General features: G+C 72.1%; 22 protein-coding genes and 1 pseudogene. 12 read left to right on the top strand and 11 right to left on the bottom strand.

Annotation, left to right across the window (positions count from 1 at the left end; all coding sequences use genetic code 11):
* Positions 1-36: 36 nt before the first annotated feature.
* Entirely contained in the window at positions 37-1,251 is a 1,215-nt protein-coding gene (locus AB0761_RS07045) for a peptidoglycan DD-metalloendopeptidase family protein (protein WP_377268102.1), read from the top strand.
* 15 nt (positions 1,252-1,266) lie between these two features.
* Here AB0761_RS07045 and AB0761_RS07040 read toward each other — a convergent pair whose 3' ends face one another.
* Together AB0761_RS07040 and AB0761_RS07035 are read right to left on the bottom strand one after the other, a co-directional pair.
* Positions 1,267-1,785 (bottom strand): GNAT family N-acetyltransferase, encoded by a 519-nt coding sequence (locus AB0761_RS07040; RefSeq protein ID WP_377268101.1) that lies wholly within the window; start codon positions 1,783-1,785, stop codon positions 1,267-1,269.
* Between the two features lie 19 nt (positions 1,786-1,804).
* Entirely contained in the window at positions 1,805-2,377 is a 573-nt protein-coding gene (locus tag AB0761_RS07035) for a helix-turn-helix domain-containing protein (RefSeq protein ID WP_377268100.1), read from the bottom strand.
* Between the two features lie 166 nt (positions 2,378-2,543).
* Between AB0761_RS07035 and AB0761_RS07030 the strand changes: the two genes are divergently transcribed.
* Complete coding sequence (locus tag AB0761_RS07030; protein WP_377268099.1) at positions 2,544-2,744, top strand: hypothetical protein; 201 nt, start codon at positions 2,544-2,546, stop codon at positions 2,742-2,744.
* Positions 2,745-2,890: 146 nt separating this feature from the next.
* On the opposite strand, the gene AB0761_RS07025 is transcribed toward AB0761_RS07030, so the two are convergent.
* Positions 2,891-4,009, bottom strand: a complete 1,119-nt coding sequence (locus tag AB0761_RS07025; protein WP_377273957.1) for an MFS transporter — start codon at positions 4,007-4,009, stop codon at positions 2,891-2,893.
* Between the two features lie 270 nt (positions 4,010-4,279).
* Here AB0761_RS07025 and AB0761_RS07020 point away from each other — a divergent pair, with 270 nt between their 5' ends.
* Together AB0761_RS07020 and AB0761_RS07015 are read left to right on the top strand one after the other, a co-directional pair.
* Positions 4,280-5,494: a glycoside hydrolase family 6 protein gene (locus AB0761_RS07020; protein WP_377268098.1), complete on the top strand. Its 1,215-nt coding sequence runs from the start codon at positions 4,280-4,282 to the stop codon at positions 5,492-5,494.
* Positions 5,495-5,667: 173 nt separating this feature from the next.
* A complete protein-coding gene (locus AB0761_RS07015) occupies positions 5,668-6,171 on the top strand; it encodes a DUF4232 domain-containing protein (RefSeq protein ID WP_377268097.1) in 504 nt (167 codons plus the stop codon).
* 319 nt (positions 6,172-6,490) lie between these two features.
* On the opposite strand, the gene AB0761_RS07010 is transcribed toward AB0761_RS07015, so the two are convergent.
* On the bottom strand, positions 6,491-6,772 hold the full coding sequence (locus AB0761_RS07010; protein ID WP_377268096.1) for a hypothetical protein: 282 nt from the start codon (positions 6,770-6,772) through the stop codon (positions 6,491-6,493).
* Positions 6,773-6,927: 155 nt separating this feature from the next.
* Between AB0761_RS07010 and AB0761_RS07005 the strand changes: the two genes are divergently transcribed.
* From AB0761_RS07005 to AB0761_RS06995, 3 genes are all read left to right on the top strand, one after another.
* Positions 6,928-7,551 carry an ArsR/SmtB family transcription factor gene (locus AB0761_RS07005; RefSeq protein WP_377268095.1) on the top strand — a complete coding sequence of 208 codons (624 nt, stop codon included), beginning with the start codon at positions 6,928-6,930 and terminating at the stop codon, positions 7,549-7,551.
* Positions 7,551-8,267: an SRPBCC domain-containing protein gene (locus tag AB0761_RS07000; RefSeq protein ID WP_377268094.1), complete on the top strand. Its 717-nt coding sequence runs from the start codon at positions 7,551-7,553 to the stop codon at positions 8,265-8,267. The genes AB0761_RS07005 and AB0761_RS07000 overlap by 1 nt, the downstream gene beginning before the upstream one ends.
* Positions 8,268-8,604: 337 nt before the next feature.
* Positions 8,605-9,756: an FAD-dependent monooxygenase gene (locus AB0761_RS06995; RefSeq protein WP_377268093.1), complete on the top strand. Its 1,152-nt coding sequence runs from the start codon at positions 8,605-8,607 to the stop codon at positions 9,754-9,756.
* A 345-nt stretch (positions 9,757-10,101) separates the two neighbouring features.
* Here AB0761_RS06995 and AB0761_RS06990 read toward each other — a convergent pair whose 3' ends face one another.
* Positions 10,102-10,626 (bottom strand): ATP-binding protein, encoded by a 525-nt coding sequence (locus tag AB0761_RS06990; RefSeq protein ID WP_377268092.1) that lies wholly within the window; start codon positions 10,624-10,626, stop codon positions 10,102-10,104.
* A gap of 157 nt (positions 10,627-10,783) precedes the next feature.
* Positions 10,784-11,608: an AraC family transcriptional regulator gene (locus tag AB0761_RS06985; protein ID WP_377268091.1), complete on the bottom strand. Its 825-nt coding sequence runs from the start codon at positions 11,606-11,608 to the stop codon at positions 10,784-10,786.
* Positions 11,609-11,657: 49 nt separating this feature from the next.
* Between AB0761_RS06985 and AB0761_RS06980 the strand changes: the two genes are divergently transcribed.
* The 3 genes and pseudogenes from AB0761_RS06980 (at position 11,658) to AB0761_RS06970 (ending at position 14,185) form a co-directional block, all read left to right on the top strand.
* Positions 11,658-12,140: a DUF2000 family protein gene (locus AB0761_RS06980; protein ID WP_377268090.1), complete on the top strand. Its 483-nt coding sequence runs from the start codon at positions 11,658-11,660 to the stop codon at positions 12,138-12,140.
* A 124-nt stretch (positions 12,141-12,264) separates the two neighbouring features.
* The gene (locus AB0761_RS06975; RefSeq protein ID WP_377268089.1) at positions 12,265-12,846 is read left to right on the top strand and encodes a GNAT family N-acetyltransferase; all 582 of its coding nucleotides are present in this window, start codon (positions 12,265-12,267) and stop codon (positions 12,844-12,846) included.
* A 593-nt stretch (positions 12,847-13,439) separates the two neighbouring features.
* Positions 13,440-14,185, top strand: a pseudogene (locus tag AB0761_RS06970) (SGNH/GDSL hydrolase family protein).
* A 136-nt stretch (positions 14,186-14,321) separates the two neighbouring features.
* Here AB0761_RS06970 and AB0761_RS06965 read toward each other — a convergent pair.
* A complete protein-coding gene (locus AB0761_RS06965; protein ID WP_377268088.1) occupies positions 14,322-15,425 on the bottom strand; it encodes a DUF1648 domain-containing protein in 1,104 nt (367 codons plus the stop codon).
* Positions 15,422-15,898, bottom strand: a complete 477-nt coding sequence (locus AB0761_RS06960; protein WP_377268087.1) for a GntR family transcriptional regulator — start codon at positions 15,896-15,898, stop codon at positions 15,422-15,424. The genes AB0761_RS06965 and AB0761_RS06960 overlap by 4 nt, the downstream gene beginning before the upstream one ends.
* Positions 15,899-16,143: 245 nt before the next feature.
* Between AB0761_RS06960 and AB0761_RS06955 the strand changes: the two genes are divergently transcribed.
* Positions 16,144-17,346, top strand: a complete 1,203-nt coding sequence (locus tag AB0761_RS06955; RefSeq protein ID WP_377268086.1) for an SMI1/KNR4 family protein — start codon at positions 16,144-16,146, stop codon at positions 17,344-17,346.
* 111 nt (positions 17,347-17,457) lie between these two features.
* Here the strand turns inward: AB0761_RS06955 and AB0761_RS06950 are convergent, their stop codons facing one another.
* The gene (locus AB0761_RS06950; protein WP_377268085.1) at positions 17,458-17,835 is read right to left on the bottom strand and encodes an RNA-binding S4 domain-containing protein; all 378 of its coding nucleotides are present in this window, start codon (positions 17,833-17,835) and stop codon (positions 17,458-17,460) included.
* A 326-nt stretch (positions 17,836-18,161) separates the two neighbouring features.
* On the opposite strand from AB0761_RS06950, the gene AB0761_RS06945 reads away from it, so the two are divergent.
* Positions 18,162-19,004, top strand: coding sequence for an alpha/beta fold hydrolase (locus AB0761_RS06945; RefSeq protein ID WP_377268084.1), 843 nt, complete (start codon positions 18,162-18,164; stop codon positions 19,002-19,004).
* Positions 19,005-19,053: 49 nt separating this feature from the next.
* On the opposite strand, the gene AB0761_RS06940 is transcribed toward AB0761_RS06945, so the two are convergent.
* Complete coding sequence (locus AB0761_RS06940; protein ID WP_377273956.1) at positions 19,054-20,499, bottom strand: ATP-binding protein; 1,446 nt, start codon at positions 20,497-20,499, stop codon at positions 19,054-19,056.
* 119 nt (positions 20,500-20,618) lie between these two features.
* Positions 20,619-22,286: an FAD-dependent oxidoreductase gene (locus tag AB0761_RS06935; protein ID WP_377273955.1), complete on the bottom strand. Its 1,668-nt coding sequence runs from the start codon at positions 22,284-22,286 to the stop codon at positions 20,619-20,621.
* Positions 22,287-22,324: the final 38 nt, after the last annotated feature.

Raw genomic sequence — 22,324 nt, 5'->3', positions numbered from 1 at the left:
CACTCCCAGGTCCGCCGGAACCCGTTGGAGATCACGATGGCATCAGAGGGCCGCCACCGTCGTCCGCGCAGCACCAGTGCCGGCACCGCTCACCGGCTGGTGCTGGCCGCCGGGGTGACCGGCGCCGGACTGGGCGTACCGGTGGCCGCGGCCACCGGCCGTGCCACACCCCACCATCCGGCGGGGACCGCGGCGGGCGGCGGGGCGGGCAGCCCGGCGGAGGACATGCAGAACGCCGCCTTCACCGGTGCGGTCCGGCCGGCCGCGTCCTCGGGCGCCGCCCCGTCGACGGTCCATGTCGTCGCCCCCGGGGAGACGCTCTCCGGGATCGCCCGCAGCCACCGGGTCCCCGGCGGCTGGCAGAGCGTCTATCTGGACAACCGTGAGGTGATCGGCGACGACCCCGATCTCGTCCGGCCCGGCGAACGGCTGCACCTCGACCTTCCCGCTGCCGCCCGCGACCACGAGGGGGCGGGCGGCAGGCGGCATGTCGTACGCCGGGGTGAGAGCCTGTCGTCCATAGCCGAGGCGGCGGACGTCGACGGCGGCTGGCAGAGCGTCTATCTGGACAACCGCGAGGTGATCGGTGACGACCCGGATCTGATCCACCCCGGCCAGCGCCTTGTCCTCCCGGCCCCCGGGACCACCGAACCGGCGAGGCAGGCCTCCAAGGCCTCGGCCCTCTCCGCCGGCGCCCAGGCGGTCAAGGCCTCGGCCGCCAAGGCATCCGCCGCGAAGACCCCGGCAGGCAAGACCCCGGCAGCCAGAACCCCCGCGCAGCGCCCGCACACCACCGGCCGTGCACCGGCGCGCACCGCCACCGCCCACACGGCCGGTGCGGCGACCGCCCACGCCACCCTGCCGGTCCACGGCTACACCCTCACCGCCGGCTACCACGCCGCCGGCAGCCACTGGGCCAACCGCCACACCGGCCAGGACTTCGCCGTCCCCAGCGGCACCCCCGTCTCCGCCGTCCTCACCGGGACGGTGGTCACCGCCGGCTGGGGCGGGGCCTACGGCAACGAGGTGGTGCTGCGTCACCACGACGGCAGCTACACGGTGTACGCCCACCTCTCCTCGATAGCCGTCCACCGCGGCCAGACCGTCGTCGCCGGAGCCCGGCTGGGCAGATCGGGCGCCACCGGCAACGTCACCGGCCCCCATCTGCACTTCGAGGTGCGCAACGCCCCCGGCTACGGCTCCGACATCGACCCGGTCGCCTGGCTGGAGCGGCACGGCCTGCACATCTGAGGCCGGTGCCCGCTCTCAGCGGAGCTGCTTGTAGAAGAAGCTGCAGTCCCGGAGCACACCGGCCGGATCCGCCGCATAGTCGGGGACGATCCCGTACCTCGTCCAGCCGGCCGCGGCATAGAGCCGGTCCGCCGTGCTGCCGGTCTCGGTGTCCAGCAGCAGCAGGGTGGCCCCGGCGCGGACGGCGGCCTCCTCGGCGGTGGCGAGCAGCTTGCGTGCCAGGCCCTGGCCGCGGGTGCCGCGGTCCACCATGAGCTTGAGTACCTCGCCGCGGTGCCGGCCATTGGGCGTGCCCTCCAGGGCGAGGCTCACCGTGCCGGCGATGCCCTCGGCCCCCCGGGCCACCCAGACGCTGAGGCTGCCGTCGTCCACGGCGGGCTGCCGGGTCCGCCACCAGGCCTCTGCCGCATGTCGGTCGAAGGGGGTGCGGAAGCCGAGTGAGGATCCCTCGGCGACCACCTCGGCCAGCAGATGTGCCAGGTCCGCCAGGCTGCAGCGGAAGTCCTCGGGGGAGAGTGGGGTGACGGTGTGCACAGCAGGGCTCCTTGGCGGCCTACGGAAGGACGATGAGCAGGGCGTAGCGGACCGGGTCGGGGCCCGGGCAGTGGAAGCGCGAGCGGTCCCACAGGCGGAAGCGCAGGCAGTCCCCGGCGTGCACCCGGTGCGTCCGGTTGCCCGCGGTCACCTCCAACTCGCCCTCCAGCACCCAGATGTGCTGTTCCAGGCCCGCCACCGGCGGTCCGTCGTAGGCGATGTCGGCTCCGGGCCGAAGGACGCCCTCGACCACCTCGCCCCGCAGTGCGGGGTGGGGAGGGGAGACCGACCGCCGGGTGAAGCCCGACTCCTGGTCCTGCCACACGGTCTGCCGGTCGGCCCGGACCAGCTGTGGCGGTTCCGACTCCACCTCGGCCAGCAGCTGCGACATCGTCCGCCCGTGTGCGGCGCACAACCGGCCCAGCAGGGCCGCCGTCGGACTGATCTCCGCGCGCTCCAGCCGTGAGAGGGTCGAGCGGCTGATCTCCGTACGCCGCGCCAACTCGTCCAGGGACCAGCCGCGCTCCGTCCTCAGCTCCGCGAGCCGACCGGCCAGACGGGCCTCCACCTGGAGCGCATCCATGTTTCCCATATTCGGGATACTATCCCATATGTGAGAGAGGACTGTCGTCCCCAGCTCCCACCCGTTCGGCGGTACACCCGGGGGCCGCCCCGCTCGTTGCTCCCAGGTGGACCACACCTGCCCCGAAGGGCCCCGCACTCCCGCCGGCCCCGGTGCCGCCGGCGACACCCGCACCATGCAGCTGCGCCCCGACGACACCCTGGCCGCCCCGATGGCCGCCGACCGCTGGGGCGAGCTGCTGCTGGCGCTCGCGGCCGCCGCGGTGCCCACCACACCCGGCGACGTCCGGGCGATGCGAGCGGTGACGAAGCTGGACGAGGAGGCCTACACGGCGGTGCTGCGCTGGATCCGCAGCGCCAACCTTCCGCATTCCTGACGGCGGTTGCCGCGTACGGATCCCGGCTCGGCGGCCCGCCGGACTCCCGTATCCGGCGACCGCGCCGCGCGACCGCGCCGCGCGACCGTGCCGCGCGACCGCCGGCCGTGCGGCACCCGCCGTCGTCCGGCCCGGCCCCCGCCGCCTCAGTCGCGACGCCGCAGCGCCCAGGCGAGCCCGAGGCACGGGGCCGCAGCCAGCGCCATCAGCGGGCCGGGTCCCACCGCGGCCGACCCGAGCGCCCAGCCGCCGTAGAGCAGCACCGACACCACCTCGGAACCCGATCCGGCGACGGAGGTGACGGTCGCCCTGGCCGAGTCCTCGACCGTGTCCTGCAGCCGGGCCTCGGCGGCGGCCTGCGCCCACTGGAGCACCCCGAAGGCCACCGCGACCAGCACCAACCCTGCCGGTTCACCGCTCGCGGCGCCCAGGGCCAGGCAACCGGCGGCCACCGCCAGGACCGGTGCCGTCCAGCGCATGCCGCGGCCCGCCAGCCAGCCACCCGCCGCGGTACCGCAGGACACCACCAGCACCAGTAGCGGAACGGCGACCGCGCCCGCTCCGGTGGCGTCGGCCAGCAGGGGTACGTACTCGTCCAGGGCGCTCATCCCGAGCAGTACGGACAGCACCAGCAGCCGGTGGCGCAGTACAGGCCCGCGCCGCAGCTGCGCAAGGCCGTCCCGGAGCACCCCGGCCGCGTCGCCGCGCCGCCGTGCGGGGCGAGCGCGGGTCTCGGGCAGGGTCAGGGCCACCGGCACGGCCAGCAGCGTCGCGGCGATGCTCGCCAGCCCGACGGCCGGGAAGCCGCCGACCGCCAGCACCGGCGCGGCCAGGGCGGTCGCGACCGTCGCCGCCGTGGTGGAGGCGGCCTGGGAGCGTCCGATCAGCCGGGCGTAGTCGGCGGTCGAATCCAGCGCGGCGAGTTCCTCGTACACCAGCGCCTGCAGGGTGCCGGAGCGCAACGATCCGGCGACCCCCCAGAGCACGAAGCCGAGGGCGAAGGAGAGGTAGCAGGGGGTGAGGGTCCACAGGGCCCAGGCCGCGGCCACCGGCAGCGGGGCGATCGTCAGCAGCAGTCGGCGGGAGACGGAGTCGGCCCACAGGCCGGTCGGGATCTCCAGCAGTACGGCGGTGGCCGACCAGATGGCGAACAGTGAGGAGATCTGCGCGTCCGAGAGCCCGTGGTCGGCGAAGAGGATCGCATACACGGGGTAGAGCAGGACGAAGTCCTCGACGAACGCGTAGGCGTAGAGGCCGCGGGCCAGCCGCGGCAGCGGTGAGGATCAATGTCGACGGGTCATGTATCGATCGTAGGGCCTGTGCTGCGCGCGGGAGCGCTCCCATGGGAAACCCGTCAGGGCCATCCTTGTTCGAGAAGTTCATGAGACTCGCCGCTTGACGCCATGACAGGCCACTGGCTTTATATGAACCGGACTTTCGAACGCATCGACACCTTCCACGAGTCAAAGGCGCTGAGCCCGCAGATGCGCCTGTTGTGTGGAAGCGCTCCCACCCACCCGTTGAGGAGAGACCGCGTGCGCAGTACCCGTATCGCCAGGGGCCTGACGGCAACCGCCGCAGCCGTCGTGCTCTGCGCCACCGCCACGGCCACCGCCGATGCCACCACGGCCCCCCGCGCGGGGGCCGACCGTGCGCTGCCGTCCGGCAGCCACTTCTACGTCGACCTCCACAGCAAGGCGGCGCAGCAGGCCGCCACCGACCTCAAGGCGGGGCACCTCAAGGACGCCGCCGCGATGGCGGAGCTCGCCTCCTGGCCGGTGGCCCAGTGGTTCACCGGTACGGCCGACCCGGCGGACACCACCGCGGCCATGGCCCAGCTGGAGCAGAAGGCGGCGCGGCAGGGCCAGACCGCGGTCGCGGTCGCCTACAACGTCCCCGGCCGGGACTGCTCCCAGTACTCGGCGGGCGGCGCGGCGAACTCCGCCGACTACGCCGCCTGGATCGACGCGCTCGCCAAGGGCATCGGGAACCGGCGCACCGTCGTGGTGCTGGAGCCGGACGGCCTCGCGCTGAGCCCCGCCTCCTGCGGCGGCACGGCCGAGCAGCAGTCCCAGCGGCTGGCCGAGATCAGCGGCGCCGCACAGCGTCTGGAGCAGCAGTCCGGCGCCACGGTGTACCTCGACGCGGGCCACAGCGCCTGGCAGAACACCGGCACCATGGCCCAGCTGCTGATCGACGGTGGCATCGCGGACACCCGGGGCTTCTTCCTCAACGTCTCCAACTACCAGACCGACAGCGACTCGGTGCGCTACGGCGCCCAGGTGGCCAAGTGTGTCTGGTATCTGGGCCACACCTCCGGTGCCACCGCCGGTGACTGCGCCAACCAGTACTGGCCCGCAGCCGACGCCGACGCCTGGTACGCCTCCCATGTCCCCGCCGACGCCGACCTGCCGCACTTTGTGATCGACAGCAGCCGCAACGGCCTCGGCCCGTGGACCCCGGCCGCCGGCACCTCCTACCCGGACGCGCAGACCTGGTGCAACCCGCCCGGCCGCGGGGTGGGCACCCGGCCGACCGCGGACACCGGAACCCCGCTGCTGGATGCCTTCCTCTGGGTGAAGGTCCCCGGTGAGTCCGACGGCACCTGCACCCGCGGCACCGCCGGCCCGGCCGACCCCGAGTACGGCAGCGTGGACCCGGTGGCCGGCGGCTGGTGGCCCGACCAGGTGCACGGTCTCGCGGCCAACGCCAGCCCGAAGCTGAGCTTCAACCCGCATGTGATCGGCTGACCCACCGACTCCCTGGACGGCGGCGACGCGGCCTCGGCACTCCGCCGGGGCCGTGTTCGCCGTCTGCTGTTCTGAATTGTTCTGAATGTCGGATCTGTGGAACTGTGGCGGACAGGTGGAGCGTCTTTTGATCCGCACACCTGCGAATCCCCTCACACCTGGAGGTGTGTTCCGTGATTCCCGCCATCCCCCGTCGTCTGGCCGCATCGGGCGCCGCCGCGCTGATCGGCCTGGGCGGTGCCCTCGCGGGCGCTGTCCCCGCACATGCGGCCGGTGCCGCCGTACGGACCTGCTCGGTCGCCGACCTCCGTCTGTCGATGGGCCGCCAGGACGTCGGCGCCGGGCAACTCCACTGGCCGATCCGGTTCACCAACCGCAGCACCCGCACCTGCGCGCTCCGCGGCTACCCCGGGGTCAGCGTCCTCGACCGGGCACACCGGCAGATCGGCGCCGCCGCGACGCGCAACACCCAGTCGTACAGGACCGTCACGCTGCGGCCCGGCAGGACCGCCGTCGCGGTGGTGCACACCACCAACGGCCCGATCGGCGGCCCGTGCAGGCCCACCGGCTCGTCGTTGCGGGTCTTCCCGCCGGCGTCGTACCGGTCGCTGCTGGTGCCGGCCGCTCTCAGGGTCTGTTCACAGGTCTTCAGCATCACACCGGTGACCGCGTCATAGGTCGGCCGGGCGCTGCCCGTCACGGTGCTGACATGGCGTCGGTCCGAGGGCGGAGGCCGTGCCGGTAGCCGTTCCGTGGCCGGGCAGGCCGGGCGGACGCCCGTCCCCTTCCGGGGTCGCACCGTCCGCCTGTCCGGCTGTCCGGCTGTCCCGCTGTCCCGCCGTCCCCGGGACGGGCTGCGCCGGGTCGTGGAGGCGGCGGGGTCCGAGATCCTCGAAGAGTCCGCCGTCGCCTGTGCCCCCCGAGGTGCAGCTGCTGCTGCACTGCCGACGCAGCAGCTGACCCCTCCTCGTGCGGGGCGGCGGTGCCGCCGCCGGGTCAGTCGAGCGGCCCCACCACCGCCCCGCCGCCGGCCTGCACGGCCCGTACGGCCTGCTGGTGGATGGCACGCCCGGTGGCCTCGTCGGGGGCGGCCACCGGGCTGCCCTGCAGGGTGTACCAGTCGCTGGCGCCCGTGTACTGCACGGTGACCCGGGCCTCTTCGTCGGCCCACATGGTGTGCACGGTCAGATCGCCGGTGATGACGCCGACTTCGACGGTCGTCGCCCCGCCGGCGCCGGCGATGATGCCCTGGGTGGTCCAGGTCGCCCAGGTGTCCACAGTGCCTCCGTTGATCCATTTGAGATGCGGGTGATCAAAGCGGCACCCAGTCTCCCCTGCCCGTCGTCCGCACCGGCATCCGGCACGCCGCCGTACGGTCTGCCGACCGTACAGGCTTTCTTGACAGGATTTTTTGTCGGAGCGATGGTGGTCCCATGCTCGATGTGACAGTGATCGACGATCCGGCCGCCGCCGAGGCCTCGCTGGACCCCGTCCGGGCCGGGCTGCTCGCCGCCCTCGCGGAGCCCGGGTCCGCCAGCACGCTGGCCGCCCGGTCCGGTCTGTCGCGGCAGAAGGCCAATTACCACCTCAGGGCCCTGGAGCGGCACGGGCTGGTGGAGCTCGTGGAGGAGCGCCGCAAGGGCAACTGCACGGAGCGGATACTCCAGGCGACGGCCGCCTCCTATGTGATCTCCCCGACCGCGCTCTCCGCCGTCGCGCCGGACCCCTCCAGGGCCCCCGACAGGCTCTCCGCCCGATGGCTGCTCTCGCTCGCCGGGCGGCTGGTCCAGGAGGTCGGCGAACTGATCGCCGGGGCGGCCGCTGCCCGCCGCCCGCTGGCCACCTTCGCCATCGACAGCGAGATCCGGTTCGCCACCGCCGCGGACCGGGCCGCCTTCGCGGAGGAGCTCACCGGCGCGGTCACCGCTCTGATCGGCAAGTACCACGACGAGGGGGCGGAGCGCGGTCGTCCGCACCGCCTGGTCCTCGCCCTGCACCCGAGCATCACCCGACGACCCGATCAGCAGACCGACCGCACCATCGAGGAAGGCCAGTGATGTCCAAGGAGTTCGAGATCGTCCGTGAGGCCGAGCTGGAGACCACCCCGGACGAGGTGTGGGACGCCTTCACCAGCGGCACCGGGGGCTGGCTCTGGCCGATGGAGTACGAGCCGCGCGAGGGCGGGGCCGCGCCGGGCGGCGGCACCGTCACGGTGTGGGACCCGCCGCATCGCTTCACCGCCCGCATCGAGGGCGAGGGCGGCTGGTTCAACCAGCTGGAGTACACCGTGGAGGCCCGCGAGGGCGGCCGGGCCGCCTACCGCTACGTCCACAGCGGGATCTTCGTCGACGACTGGGACAACCAGTACGACGCAGCCGGCCGGCACACCGACTTCTATCTGCACACCCTCGCCCAGTACCTGCGGTACTTCAGCCGGAGGCCGGTCGCGTACGCCACCGCCCAGGGACCGGCCGCCTCCGCCGCGGCGGACGGCTTCACCACGCTGCGCCACGCCCTCGGCCTGGGGGACGACGCCACTCAGGGCGACACCGTGCGGGTCGCCCTCCCGGGCATCGAGCCCTTCGACGCGGTGGTCGACTACCTGGACCCGTACTTCCTCGGCCTGCGCTCCGGCGATGCGCTCTACCGGTTCTTCGGCCGCAACGCCTTCGGTGCACCGGTGGGCATCGCCGCCCACCTCTTCGCGGCCGGCACCGACCGGGACAAGGCCGAGCAGGCCTGGCAGTCCTGGCTGGACGGCCTCTACGCCTGACACCCGGCGACCGCGACCGGCCCGGATCCGCAGGCCTTCGGGCCTGCGGATCCAGGCCGTGCGGGGAGGTCTCCAGGCCGGGGAGTCTTGGTGACGATCCGTCAGGCGCCGTGTCCGACAACCGCTCCGGACCGGCGGCGCCGCGGCCGGACCTCTCCATGCTTCCGGTTCGGCCGGCACTCCGCCGGACCGGTGTAGCGGGTGGGCCGCGGACCGGGCCGGTCAGAGGGCGGTCAGCCGACGGTGACCCGATGGTCAGCGCGGGCGCCGAAGCTGAGGCCGTCGCGGGGGAGTGGCCCCCGCGACAAACGCCCAGGCGGCAGAAGCGGAGCCCCCGATGCTGAACACCACGATCCTCATCTCCGGCGCCAGTGTGGGAGGCCCCGCGCTCGCCCACTGGCTGAGCCGCTACGGCTTCCGGGTCACCGTGGTCGAGCGGGCACCGGCGCTGCGCCCCGGAGGCCAGGCGGTCGATGTCCGGGGACCGGCGCTGGAGGTCGCCGAGCGGATGGGCGTCGCCGCGGAGCTGCGCGGGCTGGGCACCGGGATGCGCGGCATGACCATGGTCGACGGCGAGGGCACCGAGCTCTTCAGCACCAGCGAGCGCACCTTCACCGGCGGGGAGTTGGACAGCCCCGATGTGGAGGTCATGCGGGACGATCTGGCCGACCTGCTGTTCCGAGCCGCCCGCAGCGACGTCGAGTACCTCTTCGACGACTCCATCGCCGCCATCGAGGAGCGGCCCGACGGAGTGCGGGTGACCTTCGAGCGCCGCGCCCCCAGGGACTTCGACCTGGTGGTGGGCGCCGACGGGCTGCACTCCAATGTGCGTGGCCTCGCCTTCGGCCCCGAGGCGGACTGCATCCACCACCTCGGCACCTACCTGGCCGTCTTCAGTGCCCCCAACTTCCTGGGCCTGGACCACTGGCAGATGTTCCAGCAGGGCGTGGAGGTGGGCGGCGGCATCATGAGCGCACGCGACAACACCGAGTCCCGGGTGTACATGGGATTCGAGTCCGCGGAGCCGCTGACCCTGGACCACCGGGACGTCCCGGCGCAGCGGCGGCTGCTCGCCGACCGTTTCGCCGGGGCCGGCTGGGTGTGGCCCAAGGCGCTGGAGCACATGTGGGAGGCGCCCGACTTCCACTTCGACTCCATGAGCCAGATCCGGATGGACAGCTGGTCCAAGGGGCGCGTGGTGCTGCTGGGCGACGCCGGGTACTGCGGCTCGCCGCTGTCCGGCCAGGGCACCAGCATGGCGATGGTCGGCGCCTATGTGCTGGCCGGTGAACTCAAGGCGGCCGGCGGCGACCACCGGGTCGCCTTCGCCCGGTACGAGCGCGAACTGCGGGAGTACGTCCTCGGCAACCAGCAGCTGGCGCTCACCAACCGGGCACGGATGGAGGCCCAACTGTCCGGCGCCGAGCCCGACCCCTCCCTTGCGGACTTCGGAGAGGTCGCCAACGGGATCTCCCTCAAGCGGTACTGAGTGCGGAGCGGTGGAGCGGTGGAGCCGCGGGCGGAGCGCCGCGCGGGGCGGCGATGTGCGCCGGGAGGTGCGTTCGGACGTTGTCGCGGCGGGAGGTGGTGGGTCCGCGTCCGTTCCGTCCGCGTCCGTTCCGTCCGGGTCCGTGGCGACGCCCGCGACCGGCACCGCCTCCGTCCCGCAGCGCCCGCCGAACCCGCCGGAACCCAGGTATGGGATGACGTCACGTACGACGTGACCTGTCCTGCTGCGAGCCGGAAGCCCAGAGAACGCCCATCCTCGCAGGTGACAGGCCACGTCTTCTTCGTTGGGGCACCCTGACACAGTCACCGATCGGTGGATCCCGGCTCAACTCTTGACTGCCTCCGCGATCTGCTGGGCGGCCTGGTCGGGTGTGAGGTGCGTGGTGTCGACGACCTCGGCCTCGGCGTGCAGCCAGGTGCGGGCCGCCTCGGCGTAGGGCTCAAGGTATTGGAGCCGGAACCAGGAGTTGGGGCCGACAACCGTGTCGCCCGCGATACGCCCGCGGAGGGTGTCCTGGTCGGCATGGAGGACGAAGTGCCTGACCGGAATGGCGTGCTGGGCAAGGCCCGAGCTGATCTCACGCCAGTACTGCTCGACCAGGACGGTCATGGGCATCACCAGGGTGCCACCGGTGTAGTCGAGTACGCGTCGGGCGGTCTCGACCACAAGCGGCCGCCACGGCGGCCAGTGCTGGAAGTTGTCCGTCTCGGGCAGCCCCGGCGTGATGTCCATGAGTGTCTCGCCGACCTTCTCGGCGTCGAACACCCGTGAATCCGGAATCAGCTGCTGCACGAGCGCACTGGTCGTCGTCTTGCCCGCACCATGGGTGCCGTTGAGCCATACGATCACGGGACTCGACGCTAGCGTCGTTCGGGGCGGGGGAACAGGCACACCGGAAGTCCGGTATGGCCTCGGCGTGTCTCCGGGCGGTGCCGGCCACCGGGATCAGGGGGCGGCCGCGCCGTCGTGGGCCGACCGGTTCCCACGTCGCGGAGCAGATGCTGTGTCAGGTGAGGGTGGTGCGTGCCCGGTCCATGGTCCGGGTGCGGGCGTACCGGCCCGGGGTGGTGCCCACGACCCGCTTGAAGTGCCGGGTGAGGTGGGACTGGTCGTAGAATCCGGCGGCGGTCGCCACCTCGCCCGGCGGCTGCCCGGCGAGCAGCAGACGGCGGGCCAGGTCGACGCGGCGGGACGTCACATACTGGTGGGGGGCCATGCCGAAGGCGGCGCTGAAGGCGCGCACCAGATGGGTGGGGTGGGCGTGGACCAGGCGTGAGGCCTCTTCCAGGGTGACGGTGTCCAGCAGTCGTGCGTCGAGGAGATCGCGCAGGTTCTCGGCGACACCGCGGTCGGGCCCTGTGCTGTCGGCGGCTGGTGCGGGGCGCAGATGCTTGCGGACCCGCTCGACGACGAGGGCCAGACGGCACTCCGCCTCGAACTCCTCTCCCCGGTCGGCGAGGGCTGTGTGGAGTTGTCCGACGCGTCTGTGCAGCAGGGGATCGCTGAGGTCCGGGCCGTCGACCGCCGGGCCGATGAGGCTCTCGTCCAGCCGCGTCATGTCGAGGTAGAGGACGCGCTTGCGGAATCCGTGCGGGGTGGCGGGCGAGCCGTTGTGCGGGACCTGGGGCGGCAGCAGGCTGACGGTGTCCTTCGGGGTGCCGCGCTCGTGGCGGTCCAGGTCGTAGCGGACCGCGCCGTCGTCGACGATCAGCAGGGTCCAGGCGTCGTGGACGTGCATGGGGTAGGAGTGCTCGGTGAAGTGGGCGTGGAAGACCTCCCTGATGCCCGCGACCGGCGGACGCCAGGCAGAGATCTCCGGCCCAGATGTCACGCAAAGAACGTACAAGACCGAGCAGGACCGCGCCGTGGAGTCTTGAGGCATGAGAACCGAGAACAACACCGAGGCGGGGACCGGCATCGAGGCCGTAGCAGGGGACGGGAGCGCCGCTCCGGTCCGCTTCGACACCAAGATCGCTGTACTGCTGCGCGAGGACCTGGAGCCCTGGCAGCGGCTGAACGTCACTGCCTTCCTGGTCAGCGGGCTGGGCACGGTGTCACCCGAGGTGGTCGGCGAGCCCTATGCGGACGCCGACGGCACCGGGTATCTGCCGATGTTCCGCCAGCCCGTGCTGGTCTTCCAGGGGACCAAGGAGACGCTGACCGCCGCGCACAGCCGTGCGCTCTCCCGTTCACTGCCGACCGCCGTGTTCACCTCGGATCTGTTCGGCACGGGCAACGACCGGGACAACCGGGCGGCTGTCCGGGCCGTGGGCAGGGACCAGCTCGATCTGGTGGGCATGGCCGTCCATGGGCCGCGCAACGCGGTGGACAAAGTCCTCAAGGGCGCGCGGATGCACCCCTGAGCAACCGGGGGCCGCACCGCGGTGGACCATGCGTACCGTGCTGACCGGGTTGCGCGGGGCGGCCCCGTCCGCTGCTTCGCCCTTGACCGCGTTCGCCGCCGGAGCCGCCGCTAGCATGACCGGGGTGAGCGACGCCGTGATACTGCGCCCTGTGTTTGAGGACGATCTGCCACTCCTTGAGCGGTTTCTGACGGATCCGCAGGCGACCGGTCCGTTCCAGTGGCTGGGCTGGTCGGACCCCGGGCGCTGGCGGCGCCGCTGGGAGCAGGACGGTCTGCTGGGCGACGAGGGCGGCCAGCTGATGGTGGCGGCCGGTGCGGACCGGCACGGTTTTGTGGCCTGGCGGAAGAGCGCGGCCTCGCGCAATTCCTACTGCTGGAACATCGGGGCGCAGCTGCTGCCGGAGAGCCGCGGCCGTGGTGTCGGCACCCGTGCCCAGCGATTGCTGGTGCGTTATCTGTTCGCGCATACGCCGGTGGTCAGGATCGAGGCGGACACCGAGACGGAGAATGCCGCCGAGCAGCGTGCGCTGGAGAAGTCCGGTTTCACTCGCGAGGGTGTGCTGCGCAGCATCGCGTTCCGGGACGGGCGATGGCGGGACGTCGTGCGCTACAGCGTGCTGCGGGGCGATGTCGCGCGGGGGGAGGAGCTGGAACAGTCCAGCTCACAGCGGCCGGCCCAGCTCGGTGCGTCGTCGGCGGGGTGAGACCGGCGGCGCGACGGGTGTGCTTGTTGCTGTTTTTCTCGGTGCCTGCCCGAGTATTGTTTCAGGGGGTTCGGTTGAAGTTTTGACTGCGTCTCGGACCCGGCGGGAGGCGCCCATTTCCGCCGATGGTTCAACCGGTGGGCGCAAAAGACATCCGGGTGTCAGCGAGGAGCGAACAGGAACACCCGTGCGCCCGAATTCGCCTGTTCATTGACGTCGGTCATCGGATGTTTTCCGATGGGCCTTTCCGATGGTGGCGGGAATTCCGGGCGGATCTGACGTCCGGTGTGCCGGCGACCGTGCCGGGCCGGCTCGGGTGGTGCGGCCGGGCCCGGTGCCTGTCGGTCCCCTGTGTCGCGGTGGGTGCCGGGCGGAGCCTGGTCCTGCGCCGGTCGCGGCGGTCCCGGCCGCGCCCCTCGTCCTGCGTCGGACCCCGGTGGGTGAACCCCGGATCTACGCGCAAAGAATCTTTGGCATGAACCCTTCCCCTCGGCGGCATTTGCTTGCTACCAAGTGGTAGCCAGCTTTCCTGTCAGGGAGGTTCCGTGAGACGCACCAAGTCGCTGTCCGCTCTTGCCACGCTCGTCTTCGCAATGGTGTTCAGCCTGGCAATGACCGGTCCGGCACATGCTGCCGGACCCGCGTACGTAGCCCTGGGAGACTCGTACTCGGCCGGTAACGGCGCGGGCAACTACGACAGTTCGAGCGGTAACTGTCACCGGAGTTTCAGCGCATACCCGTACCTGTGGAAGAACGCGCACTCCCCGTCCTCGTTCGCCGACACCTCCTGCTCGGGTGCGGTGACCACGGATGTGACCAACAGTCAGCTCGGCCCGCTGAACTCCTCCACCGGGCTGGTCTCCCTCACCATCGGCGGCAATGACGCAGGGTTCTCCGACGTCATGACCACCTGCGTGACCGGCTCGGACAGCGACTGCGTCACCCGGGTCAACCAGGCCGAGACCTATGCGCAGAACACCCTCCCCGCCCGACTCGACGCCACCTACAACGCGATCCGCGCCAAGGCCCCCAACGCCAAGGTGGTCGTGCTGGGCTACCCGCGCATGTACACCCTCAACACCTTCTGCGTCGGTCTCTCCAGCACCAAGCACTCCAAGATCGACGAGGCGGCGAACGTCATCGACACCGTTATCGCCGGCCGGGCCGCCGCCCACGGCTTCGTCTTCGGAGACGTCCGCAACACCTTCTCGGGGCATGAACGTGCTCCGGCGACGACTGGCTGCACTCCCTGGTGATCTCGCCGAGCTGGGAGTCGTACCACCCCACCGCCACCGGTCACGCCAGCGGCTACTACCCGGTTCTGAACGCCAACAGCTGACCACCCCCTCACGGACCGGCGCACGCCTGAGTCCCTGTCCGCGGTACTCCGCGAACAGGGACTCATTTGATGTGACGCGGCCTCTGTGCCCGACAGGCCCCTCCGGGCGCCCGGTCTGCCGGGGCCGGACCTCCGGTCAGTGGCCTCCTCGGGCCGCCGTCAGGCCGACGCCGACGGCGATGATCGCGCAGAAGAGCAACCAGGCCCAGGGGTTGCCGAAGTTGAGCGTCCAGCCGATGCCGAACCGCTTGCCGACCAGGATGGCCGGGTCGTTGCGGTTGACGTAGATCAGACCGCCCTTCCAGAACCGGTCGTCGTCCTGCGGGACACCGGCCCCGGAGTCCGCGCCGGACCCCTGGGCCGCACCACGCAGCCGGTACCCGCCCTGCCCCATCCGCAGCAGGACGGCGAGCAGTGCCAGGGTGCCGATCGCGACCGGGAGCACCGGCAGGGCTGCGCCGGCGCCGGTGAGCCGGTAGACCTGCCACATCTGGAGTGCGCCGAGCAGCAGACCGACGTTGACCAGCGCGGCCAGCGCCAGCAGCGCGCGTGCCGTCACAGCCAGGAACCTGCGGTAGCGGGAGGTGGAGGCGGCGGCGTCGGCGCCGTCGATGTCGGGCCTGGAACGGTAGGTGAGCAGCAGCATCGTGGTGATCACGACGGTGACGAAGAACTGGCCCACCACCATGGAGAAGGCACTCCAAGCCGACTTGTCCGCCCAGTGGTCGGCGACGCCCGGCACGGTGAAGTGGACGGCCAGCCGGTCCGGCAGGTCCGGGTAGCGCACGATGCCGATGACCAGGGTCGCGACGGCCACGGCGACGGCAGGTGCCACCCACAGCCATGGGAACCGCTCCGGCTCGGTGCGCCAGCCGGTGTCGGTGGTGACCGTCTGGCGGGCGCCCTCGTACCAGCCCTCCGTGGTCTTGGCCGCGGAGATCCGTTCCCTGGCGAGCTGGAAGCAGCCGAACCCTGCGGCCAGTTCGGCCGGTACGAGAAGGGCGACCAGCCATGTGGGCCCGGCGGCGAGCAGCATGGCCGCCACCGTGAAGCAGAGGGCGAGCACCCCGGTGCGCCAGTGATAGGCGCGCTGTTCACGGCGGATCACCTCGGACCCGACCCGGTCGGCGGGTACCCGCACCCCGAACTGCAGGGTCGGCCGGGTGAATGCCGGCATCACACAGAGAACCGCCCCGACGAAAAGGACGGTGAGCCCCGCGCTCAGACTCTGGGCGGTCATGGTCGGCTCTCCTCTGGTGGTTGCGGGTGATGCGCCGGGGCACTCTCATGGGCCGGGGTCCCTGGGGTCCCTGGTGATCCGTGTGTCTTCGGGGCGGTGAAGCCGTCGAGGGCGCGTCGGCAGTGGTCGACGATGTCCTGTGGTCCCAGCCCCTGGGCGGTGGCCTCGGCGAGCAGCGTGTGCAGCCGGGCCGACCACTCCTCGACATAGCCGGGCACGGGGGGCCCGCTGCCGGTGTCGCGGTGGATCACCGCGCCGGACTTGCGGTTGATCCGCACCAGGCCCTCCTGTCGGAGGATGTCGTAACTCTTGTTGACCGTATGGAAGTTGATACCGAGGTCGGTCGCCAGCTGCCGGGTCGAGGGCAGCGCCGAGCCCGCCGGTTGGACGCCCTGGGCGATGGCCTCCACGATGCGGTCCCGGATCTGCTGGTAGATCGGCACGGGGCTGTCGGGTTCGATGCTGAGCAGCATGGCGCCTCCGGAATCTGTTATATCTGTTGTAGATCAGATCATCGGCGATCGTCAAGCCGTCGGCCGGCCGGGCAGGGAGTCCGGCACCCGGCAGACGCCCGGGCGGACCGATGGACCGCCACGGCCCACCGGCCTGACGCTCCGTCAGGTCGACTAGGCTTCGACGCCGCAGGAGCCGGGCCCGTGGGGACCGCAGTCGGGGGACCGCCGCCGCCCGCCACGGCAGCCGAACCGGAGGACAGCACATGACCCTGGACATCGCCGCCTTCGCCGCCCCTGACCCGGAGCGTCGCCCGACGCCGATCGAGATCGACTGGGCCGCAACGGAGGAGTGGCTGGGGCTGCCGCTGCCGGACGACTACAAGCAGCTCATCGGCGCTCACGGCCCCCTGGACTTCGGTGGGTACCTGTGGATCCACGGCCCCTGCGTCGAGGACGGCCGGTTCGACTACGGGTCCTGGACGGCGAGCATCCACCGCAGCGCCCGGATCGACTCCAGGATGCAGCCGGAGCACGCGCGGCCCGTCATCCATCCCCAGCCGGGCGGGCTGCTCGCCTGGGGCAGCAGCCGGCGCAGCGACGTCCTCTTCTGGGACACCTCCACCTCGGCCGACCCCGACCACTGGACCGTGGTCGTCCACCACATCCACCGCGCGCCGGGCAGCGGCCTGCGTGCCTGGCACCCGTACGACCTCACCCTCAGCGGCTATCTGCGCCACACGGTCCGCACCGAGGCCGAGGCGCCCGCCCCGCACGGCCCCATGATCGGCCCGCTGCCGGGCACCATGGCGCGCACCGCCTTCCTGTCCACCGCCCGCCCCTGGAACCCGCCGCCGCCCACCGCCCCGCGGCTCGGCGCCGCGCAGCGCCGGGTCGCCCTGGAGACCGGCTCCGGCCTGGAGGCGCTGCGCCTGCTCACCCCGCCCCCCGCCCGCCCCTACCTGGGCGGCGGCAGCTGGGCGGACCTCCACCGGGAACTGGGCATCCGGCTGCCGCAGGAGTACCTGACGCTCATGGAGCTCTACGGAGCGGGCTGCTGGAACAACTGGCTGCGCTTCCGCACCCCGCTGCGCACCGAGGAGGGGCGCCGCTTCCTGCGTCAGGTCGAGTCGGTCGCGGACGCCTATGAGTCGCTGGGTGAGGACGACCCTGAGGAGTACCCGCTCACCATGTGGCCCGAGCCGGGCGGGTTCCTGCCGTTCGCCACCTCCCTCGACGGCGACCACCTGGGCTGGCTCACCGAGGGAGCCGACCCCGATGCGTGGCGGCTGATCGTCTGGCCCCGCCACGCACCCCAGGGGGACCCGCTGGAGGCCGGCCTGATCGAGACACTGCTCGCCTGGCAGCGGGGCTCCCTCGATGAGGAGGGCTTCGCCGGGCTCGACCAGGACGACGACCCCGTGGAGTTCGCCCGCTTCGAGCCGTGGGACGACCGCGCGTACTGGTGAGCGTGCCGGCGCCCCGCCGGTTACCGCGTCTGCGACGTCCGTGCGGGCGCCGGGCCGAGCGGGCGTCGCGGGTCCCCGGCGACGCGTCGTCCGGTCCCGGGGCGCCGCCGGTCACAGGCCGCGCAGTCGCTCCAGGTCCCGCCGGTCGCGCTTGGTGGGGCGCCCTGCGCCGCGGTCGCGGATACCGACCGCGACCACCTCCTCGCGCGGAGGCGGCGGCGGGCTCTTGTCGACGAGGCAGTCGGCGGCGGCCGCTGCTCCGACCCGCTTGCGCACCACCCGGGAGACCACCACGATCCGCTCCCGCCCGGCGTGGAAGAGCCGCACCTCGTCCCCGGGGCGCACCGGATGGGCGGCCTTGACCCGGTCGCCGTTCACCTTGACGTGGCCGGCCCGGCAGGCCGAGGACGCCATCGAGCGTGTCTTGGTGAGCCGCACCGACCAGATCCAGCTGTCGACCCGTACGGCGGTCTCCTCCTCCGAACCCATGCCACGACCATAGTCCACGCCGCCCCGCCGGTCGGGCCCGTTTTTCGGCGACCTCGTTGATCAGGGTGTGGGACGGCGTCGACGGCCGCGTCCCCGCAATGCCACGATCGCTCCGTACCGTTCGAACCACCTGCATCGTCAGTACCACCTGCGCGCCGGTGCCGCTCGTATCGCCGGGCACTGCCAGCACTGCCAGCACGTCCAGCATGTCCAGCACGGTCAGCACCACGGCGCTGCCGGCGGACCGCCCGTAGTGCCGCACCATCCGCACCGCCGTCCGCACCGCCGTCCGTACCGCCGTCCACGCCGCTGAAGGAGCCGCTGCCATGACCGCACTCCCGCAAATCGCTGCCCAGTCCGAGGGGCGGCTCGACCGGCCCGGCGCCGAACTGGACTGGAGCAGCGAAGGGCAGGGCCCGCTGCTGGTCTACGCACACGGCATGTTCGGCAGCCGCGCCTCGGAGGACCGCTGGGGGCTCTTCGACTGGACGGCGCTGCCCGCCTCCGGGCGCCGGCTGGCCCGCTACGACGCCCGCGCCCACGGTCGCTCCACCGGCCGCCCCGAGCCCGACGACTACCGCTGGCCGCGGCTGGCCGACGACCTGCTGGCCGTGCTGGACCAGTTGCAGGCCGTCGGCCCGGTGGATGTGGCCGGTGCCTCCATGGGCGCGGGCAGCCTGCTGACGGCCGCCGTGCGCGAGCCCGCCCGGTTCCGCCGGTTGGTGCTGATGATCCCGCCCACCGCCTGGGAGACCCGGCCCGCCGCAGCGCAGGGGTATCTCGCCAGGGCGGACGACGTGGAGCGCGACGGGCTGCCGGCCTTCCTGGCGGCGAGCAGCGGCGCGACCCCGCCCCCCGTCTTTGTCGAGGCCTTCGCCTCGCTCGGCCCGGAGGACGCGGCCGCGGTCGCGGCGGGCCCCGATGTCAGCGTGTCGCTGCTGCCCTCGCTGCTGCGCGGAGCTGCCGTCTCCGATCTGCCCGACCCCGGGGCGCTTGCCGCACTGCCCCACCCCGCGCTGATCCTCACCTGGGAGGGGGACCCGGTGCACCCGGTCTCCACCGCCGAGCGGCTCGCCGAGCTGCTGCCCTGCGCCGAGCTGCACATCTCGGCCACCGCCGCCGAGGTACGCGGCTGGGCCGCGCGGATCGCCGACTTCCTGGCGGGCTGACGGCCGGCCCGGGGCGGCCGGAAGCCGGTCCGTGCGGGCCGGCCCTGGATCACTCCGGGGCCGGCCCCGGCTCGGATTCGGGGTTGATCGGCAGGTACACCAGGAAGCGGGTGTCGCCCGGCTCGGACTGCACCCGGATGTCGCCGCGGTGCTTGTTGACGATGATCCGGTAGGAGATGTCCAGGCCCAGCCCGGTGCCCTCGCCCACCGGCTTGGTGGTGAAGAACGGTTCGAAGATCCGGGGCCGGACCTCGGGCGGGATACCGGGCCCGGTGTCGCCGACCTCGATCAGCAGCCCGTTGTCGTCATGCCAGGTCCGCAGGGTGAGGGTACCGCTCCCGCCCATCGCGCCCAGCGCGTTGTCGATCAGGTTGGTCCACACCTGGTTGAGTTCCGCCCCGTAGGCCAGCAGCGGCGGGGCGCTGCGGTCGTACTCCTTGACCAGGCGGACCCCCGGCGGGATCTTGGCCTGGAGCATCACCAGGGTCGCATCCAGCAGCTCGTGCACATCCACCGTCTGCTGCGGCGCCCGGTCCAGCTGGGAGTACTGGCGGGCGGCGCCCACCAGGTCGGAGATCCGGGACACCGAGTCGTCGATCTCACCCATGAGCAGCTCGGTGTCGACGCTGTAGGCGATCCAGCGCACCGCCGACTCGAGATTGTCGGCCCCCACAGACTCGGCGACCGAGGAGAGCCACTCCTCGTCGATACCGCCGGCCACCAGGGTGGGCGCCAGATCCCAGCCGCCGGACACCTTGTGGTCCTCCAGCCACTCCCCGAGCTCGTCCTCGGCGTCGGCAGCGGCAAGGGCGGTCAGCGGCGCCGCCGTGGAGGCGCGCTCCACCGCGGAGTCCTGCAGTTCCACCAGCTCGTGCAGCCGCCGGCCGTCCAGCCGTCCGTCGGCGATCAGGGCGAGCTTGCGCCGCATCCCGGAGATCCGCTCGCGCAGCGCCGAGGTGGCCCGGACCGCCGCTGCCGCCGGATTGTTGAGCTCATGGGTGAGCCCGGCGGACAGCGATCCCAGAGCGATCAGCCGCTCCCGCTCGCCGAGGATGGTCTGGCTGGCACGGGTGCCGAAGAACAGGCCCTCCAGCAGGTGCAGCGCCATCGGGAACCAGTTGCGGATGGCTGCGGCGAACTCTGCGGCGGGCAGCACCAAGAAGTCGCTGTCCACGATCGCCCGCAGGGTGTGCGCATAGACCTGATCCACCCGGTCACCGAGATAGGACTGGGTCGCCCCGGCGTAGACCCCGCGCTGGTCGGTCCGGGACACCTCGATGTCGTCGCCGTGCAGTCGGCGGCTCATCGCCACCGCGCCGGAGAGCAGCACAAAGAAGCAGGTGGCCGGCTCGCCCTCGGCGAACACCGTGGTTCCCGCGGCCCGGTGGTCCACCCGGGCCCGCTCCGCGAGCCACTGCAGCTGCTCGTCGTCCAGCCCCTCGAACAGGAAGAGCGTGCGCAGCTCCTCCGGGGTCAGCCGCTCGCTCTCGTCCACCGCGCACTGGTCCACTGTGTTCCCGTCCCCCGTGTTCCCGTCCGCCACTGTGCCCCCGTCCACCGGGTCGTCGCCCGGCGCGCCGTCGTTCACCGCGTTCTCGTTCGCCGCGTTCTCGTTCACTGCGCCTCCAGATAGCGGTGCACCAGCGACACGGCCATCGCGCCCTCGCCCACGGCGGACGCCACGCGTTTGACCGACTCGGCGCGCACATCCCCGGCCGCGAAGACACCCGGCACGCTGGACTCCAGGTGGTAGGGGTCGCGGGGCAGTGTCCAGCCGGGCGGCCGGTGCCCGCCGGCCAGCAGATCGGGACCGGTGAGCACAAAGCCCCGCGGGTCGCGCGCGACCACCCCGCTCAGCCACTCGGTGCGGGGCTCGGCGCCGATGAACACGAACAGCCACGAGCAGTCGACGGTCTGCGTCTCACCGGACCTGGCATCGCGCAGCACCAGCTGTTGCAAGTGGTCGTCGCCGGCCCCGGCCGCCACCTCGGTCCAGGGGTGGACCTCGACGTTCTCGATCGCCTCCAACTGCTGGATCAGATAGTGCGACATCGATTTGTGCAGGTCGCCGCTGCGGATCAGCACATGGACCCGGCGGGCGTGGCGGGAGAAGTGCACCGCGGCCTGCCCGGCGGAGTTGGCGCCGCCCACGATGTACACCTCCTCGCCGCGGCAGCCGAGGGATTCCGTCGTCGCGGAGCCGTAGAAGAGGCCCGCGCCTGTGAAGCCGGCCAGCCCCGGTGCCTCCAGCCGCCGGTAGGACACCCCTGTGGCCAGTACCACCGAGTGCGCGGTGATGGCGCTGCCGTCCCCGAACCGCAGCACCCGTCCCGCACCGGCCGCGTCCAGGCCCACGACCTCCCGGGTGGAGAGGATCTCCGCGCCGAAGCGCAGCGCCTGCCGCCGGGCACGGTCGGTGAGCTGCGCGCCGGAGACCCCGTCGGGGAAGCCCAGGTAGTTCTCGATCCGGCTGCTCTGACCGGCCTGGCCGCCGGCCGCCTGCCGCTCCACCAGTACCGTCCGCAGACCCTCGGAGGCGCCGTACACCGCCGCCCCCAGCCCGGCCGGACCGGCTCCGACCACCACCAGGTCGTAGAAGTCCGAGGTGGGCCGGGTGCTCAGGCCCACATGTGTGGCCAGCTCGGCCTCGGTGGGCGCCACCAGCGACTTCCCGTCCGCGGTGACCACCAGCGGGAGGTCGTCCGCGGTCAGCCCGGCGGCGGTGAGCAGACTCGAGCCCTCGGGCTCCTCGGCCTGCAGCCACCGGTAGGGCACCAGATTGCGGGTGAGGAAGTCCCGCACCGCGAAGGACGGGGCGGACCAGCGGTGGCCCACCACCCGGGTCTCCGAGGCCGAAGGGTCGGGCGCCGCCAGCCATGCCTCCAGCAGGCCGTCGATCACCGGGTAGAGATTCTCCTCCGGAGGGCTCCAGGGCTTCAGCAGATAGTGGTCCAGATCCACCACATTGATCGCCTCGATGGCCGCGCCGGTGTCCGCGTAGGCGGTCAGCAGCACCCGTCTGGCCAGCGGGAAGAGGTCCATCACGGCCTCGAGGAACTCAAGGCCGTTCATTTGCGGCATCCGGTAGTCGGCGAGTACCAGCGCCAGCTGCTCCCCGCGCAGCTTGATCTCGCGCACCGCGTCCAGGGCGTCGTCCGCAGATGCGGCGCGGACCACCCGGTAGCGCTCGCCGTACCGGCGGCGTACATCGCGCGCAACGGCTCGGGAGACCGCCGGGTCGTCGTCCACGGTCAGAATCGTCGGATTCGCCATGTCCTCCATCATGCTCCGTCCGCGTCCCCTCCGCGCAGGGAAATCCC

It is taken from the genome of Peterkaempfera podocarpi (genome assembly GCF_042466665.1).
Classification (GTDB): Bacteria; Actinomycetota; Actinomycetes; order Streptomycetales; family Streptomycetaceae; genus Peterkaempfera; species Peterkaempfera podocarpi.
The sequence above is the reverse complement of the archived record's forward strand: the minus strand, read 5'-3'. Positions and strand labels throughout refer to the sequence as shown.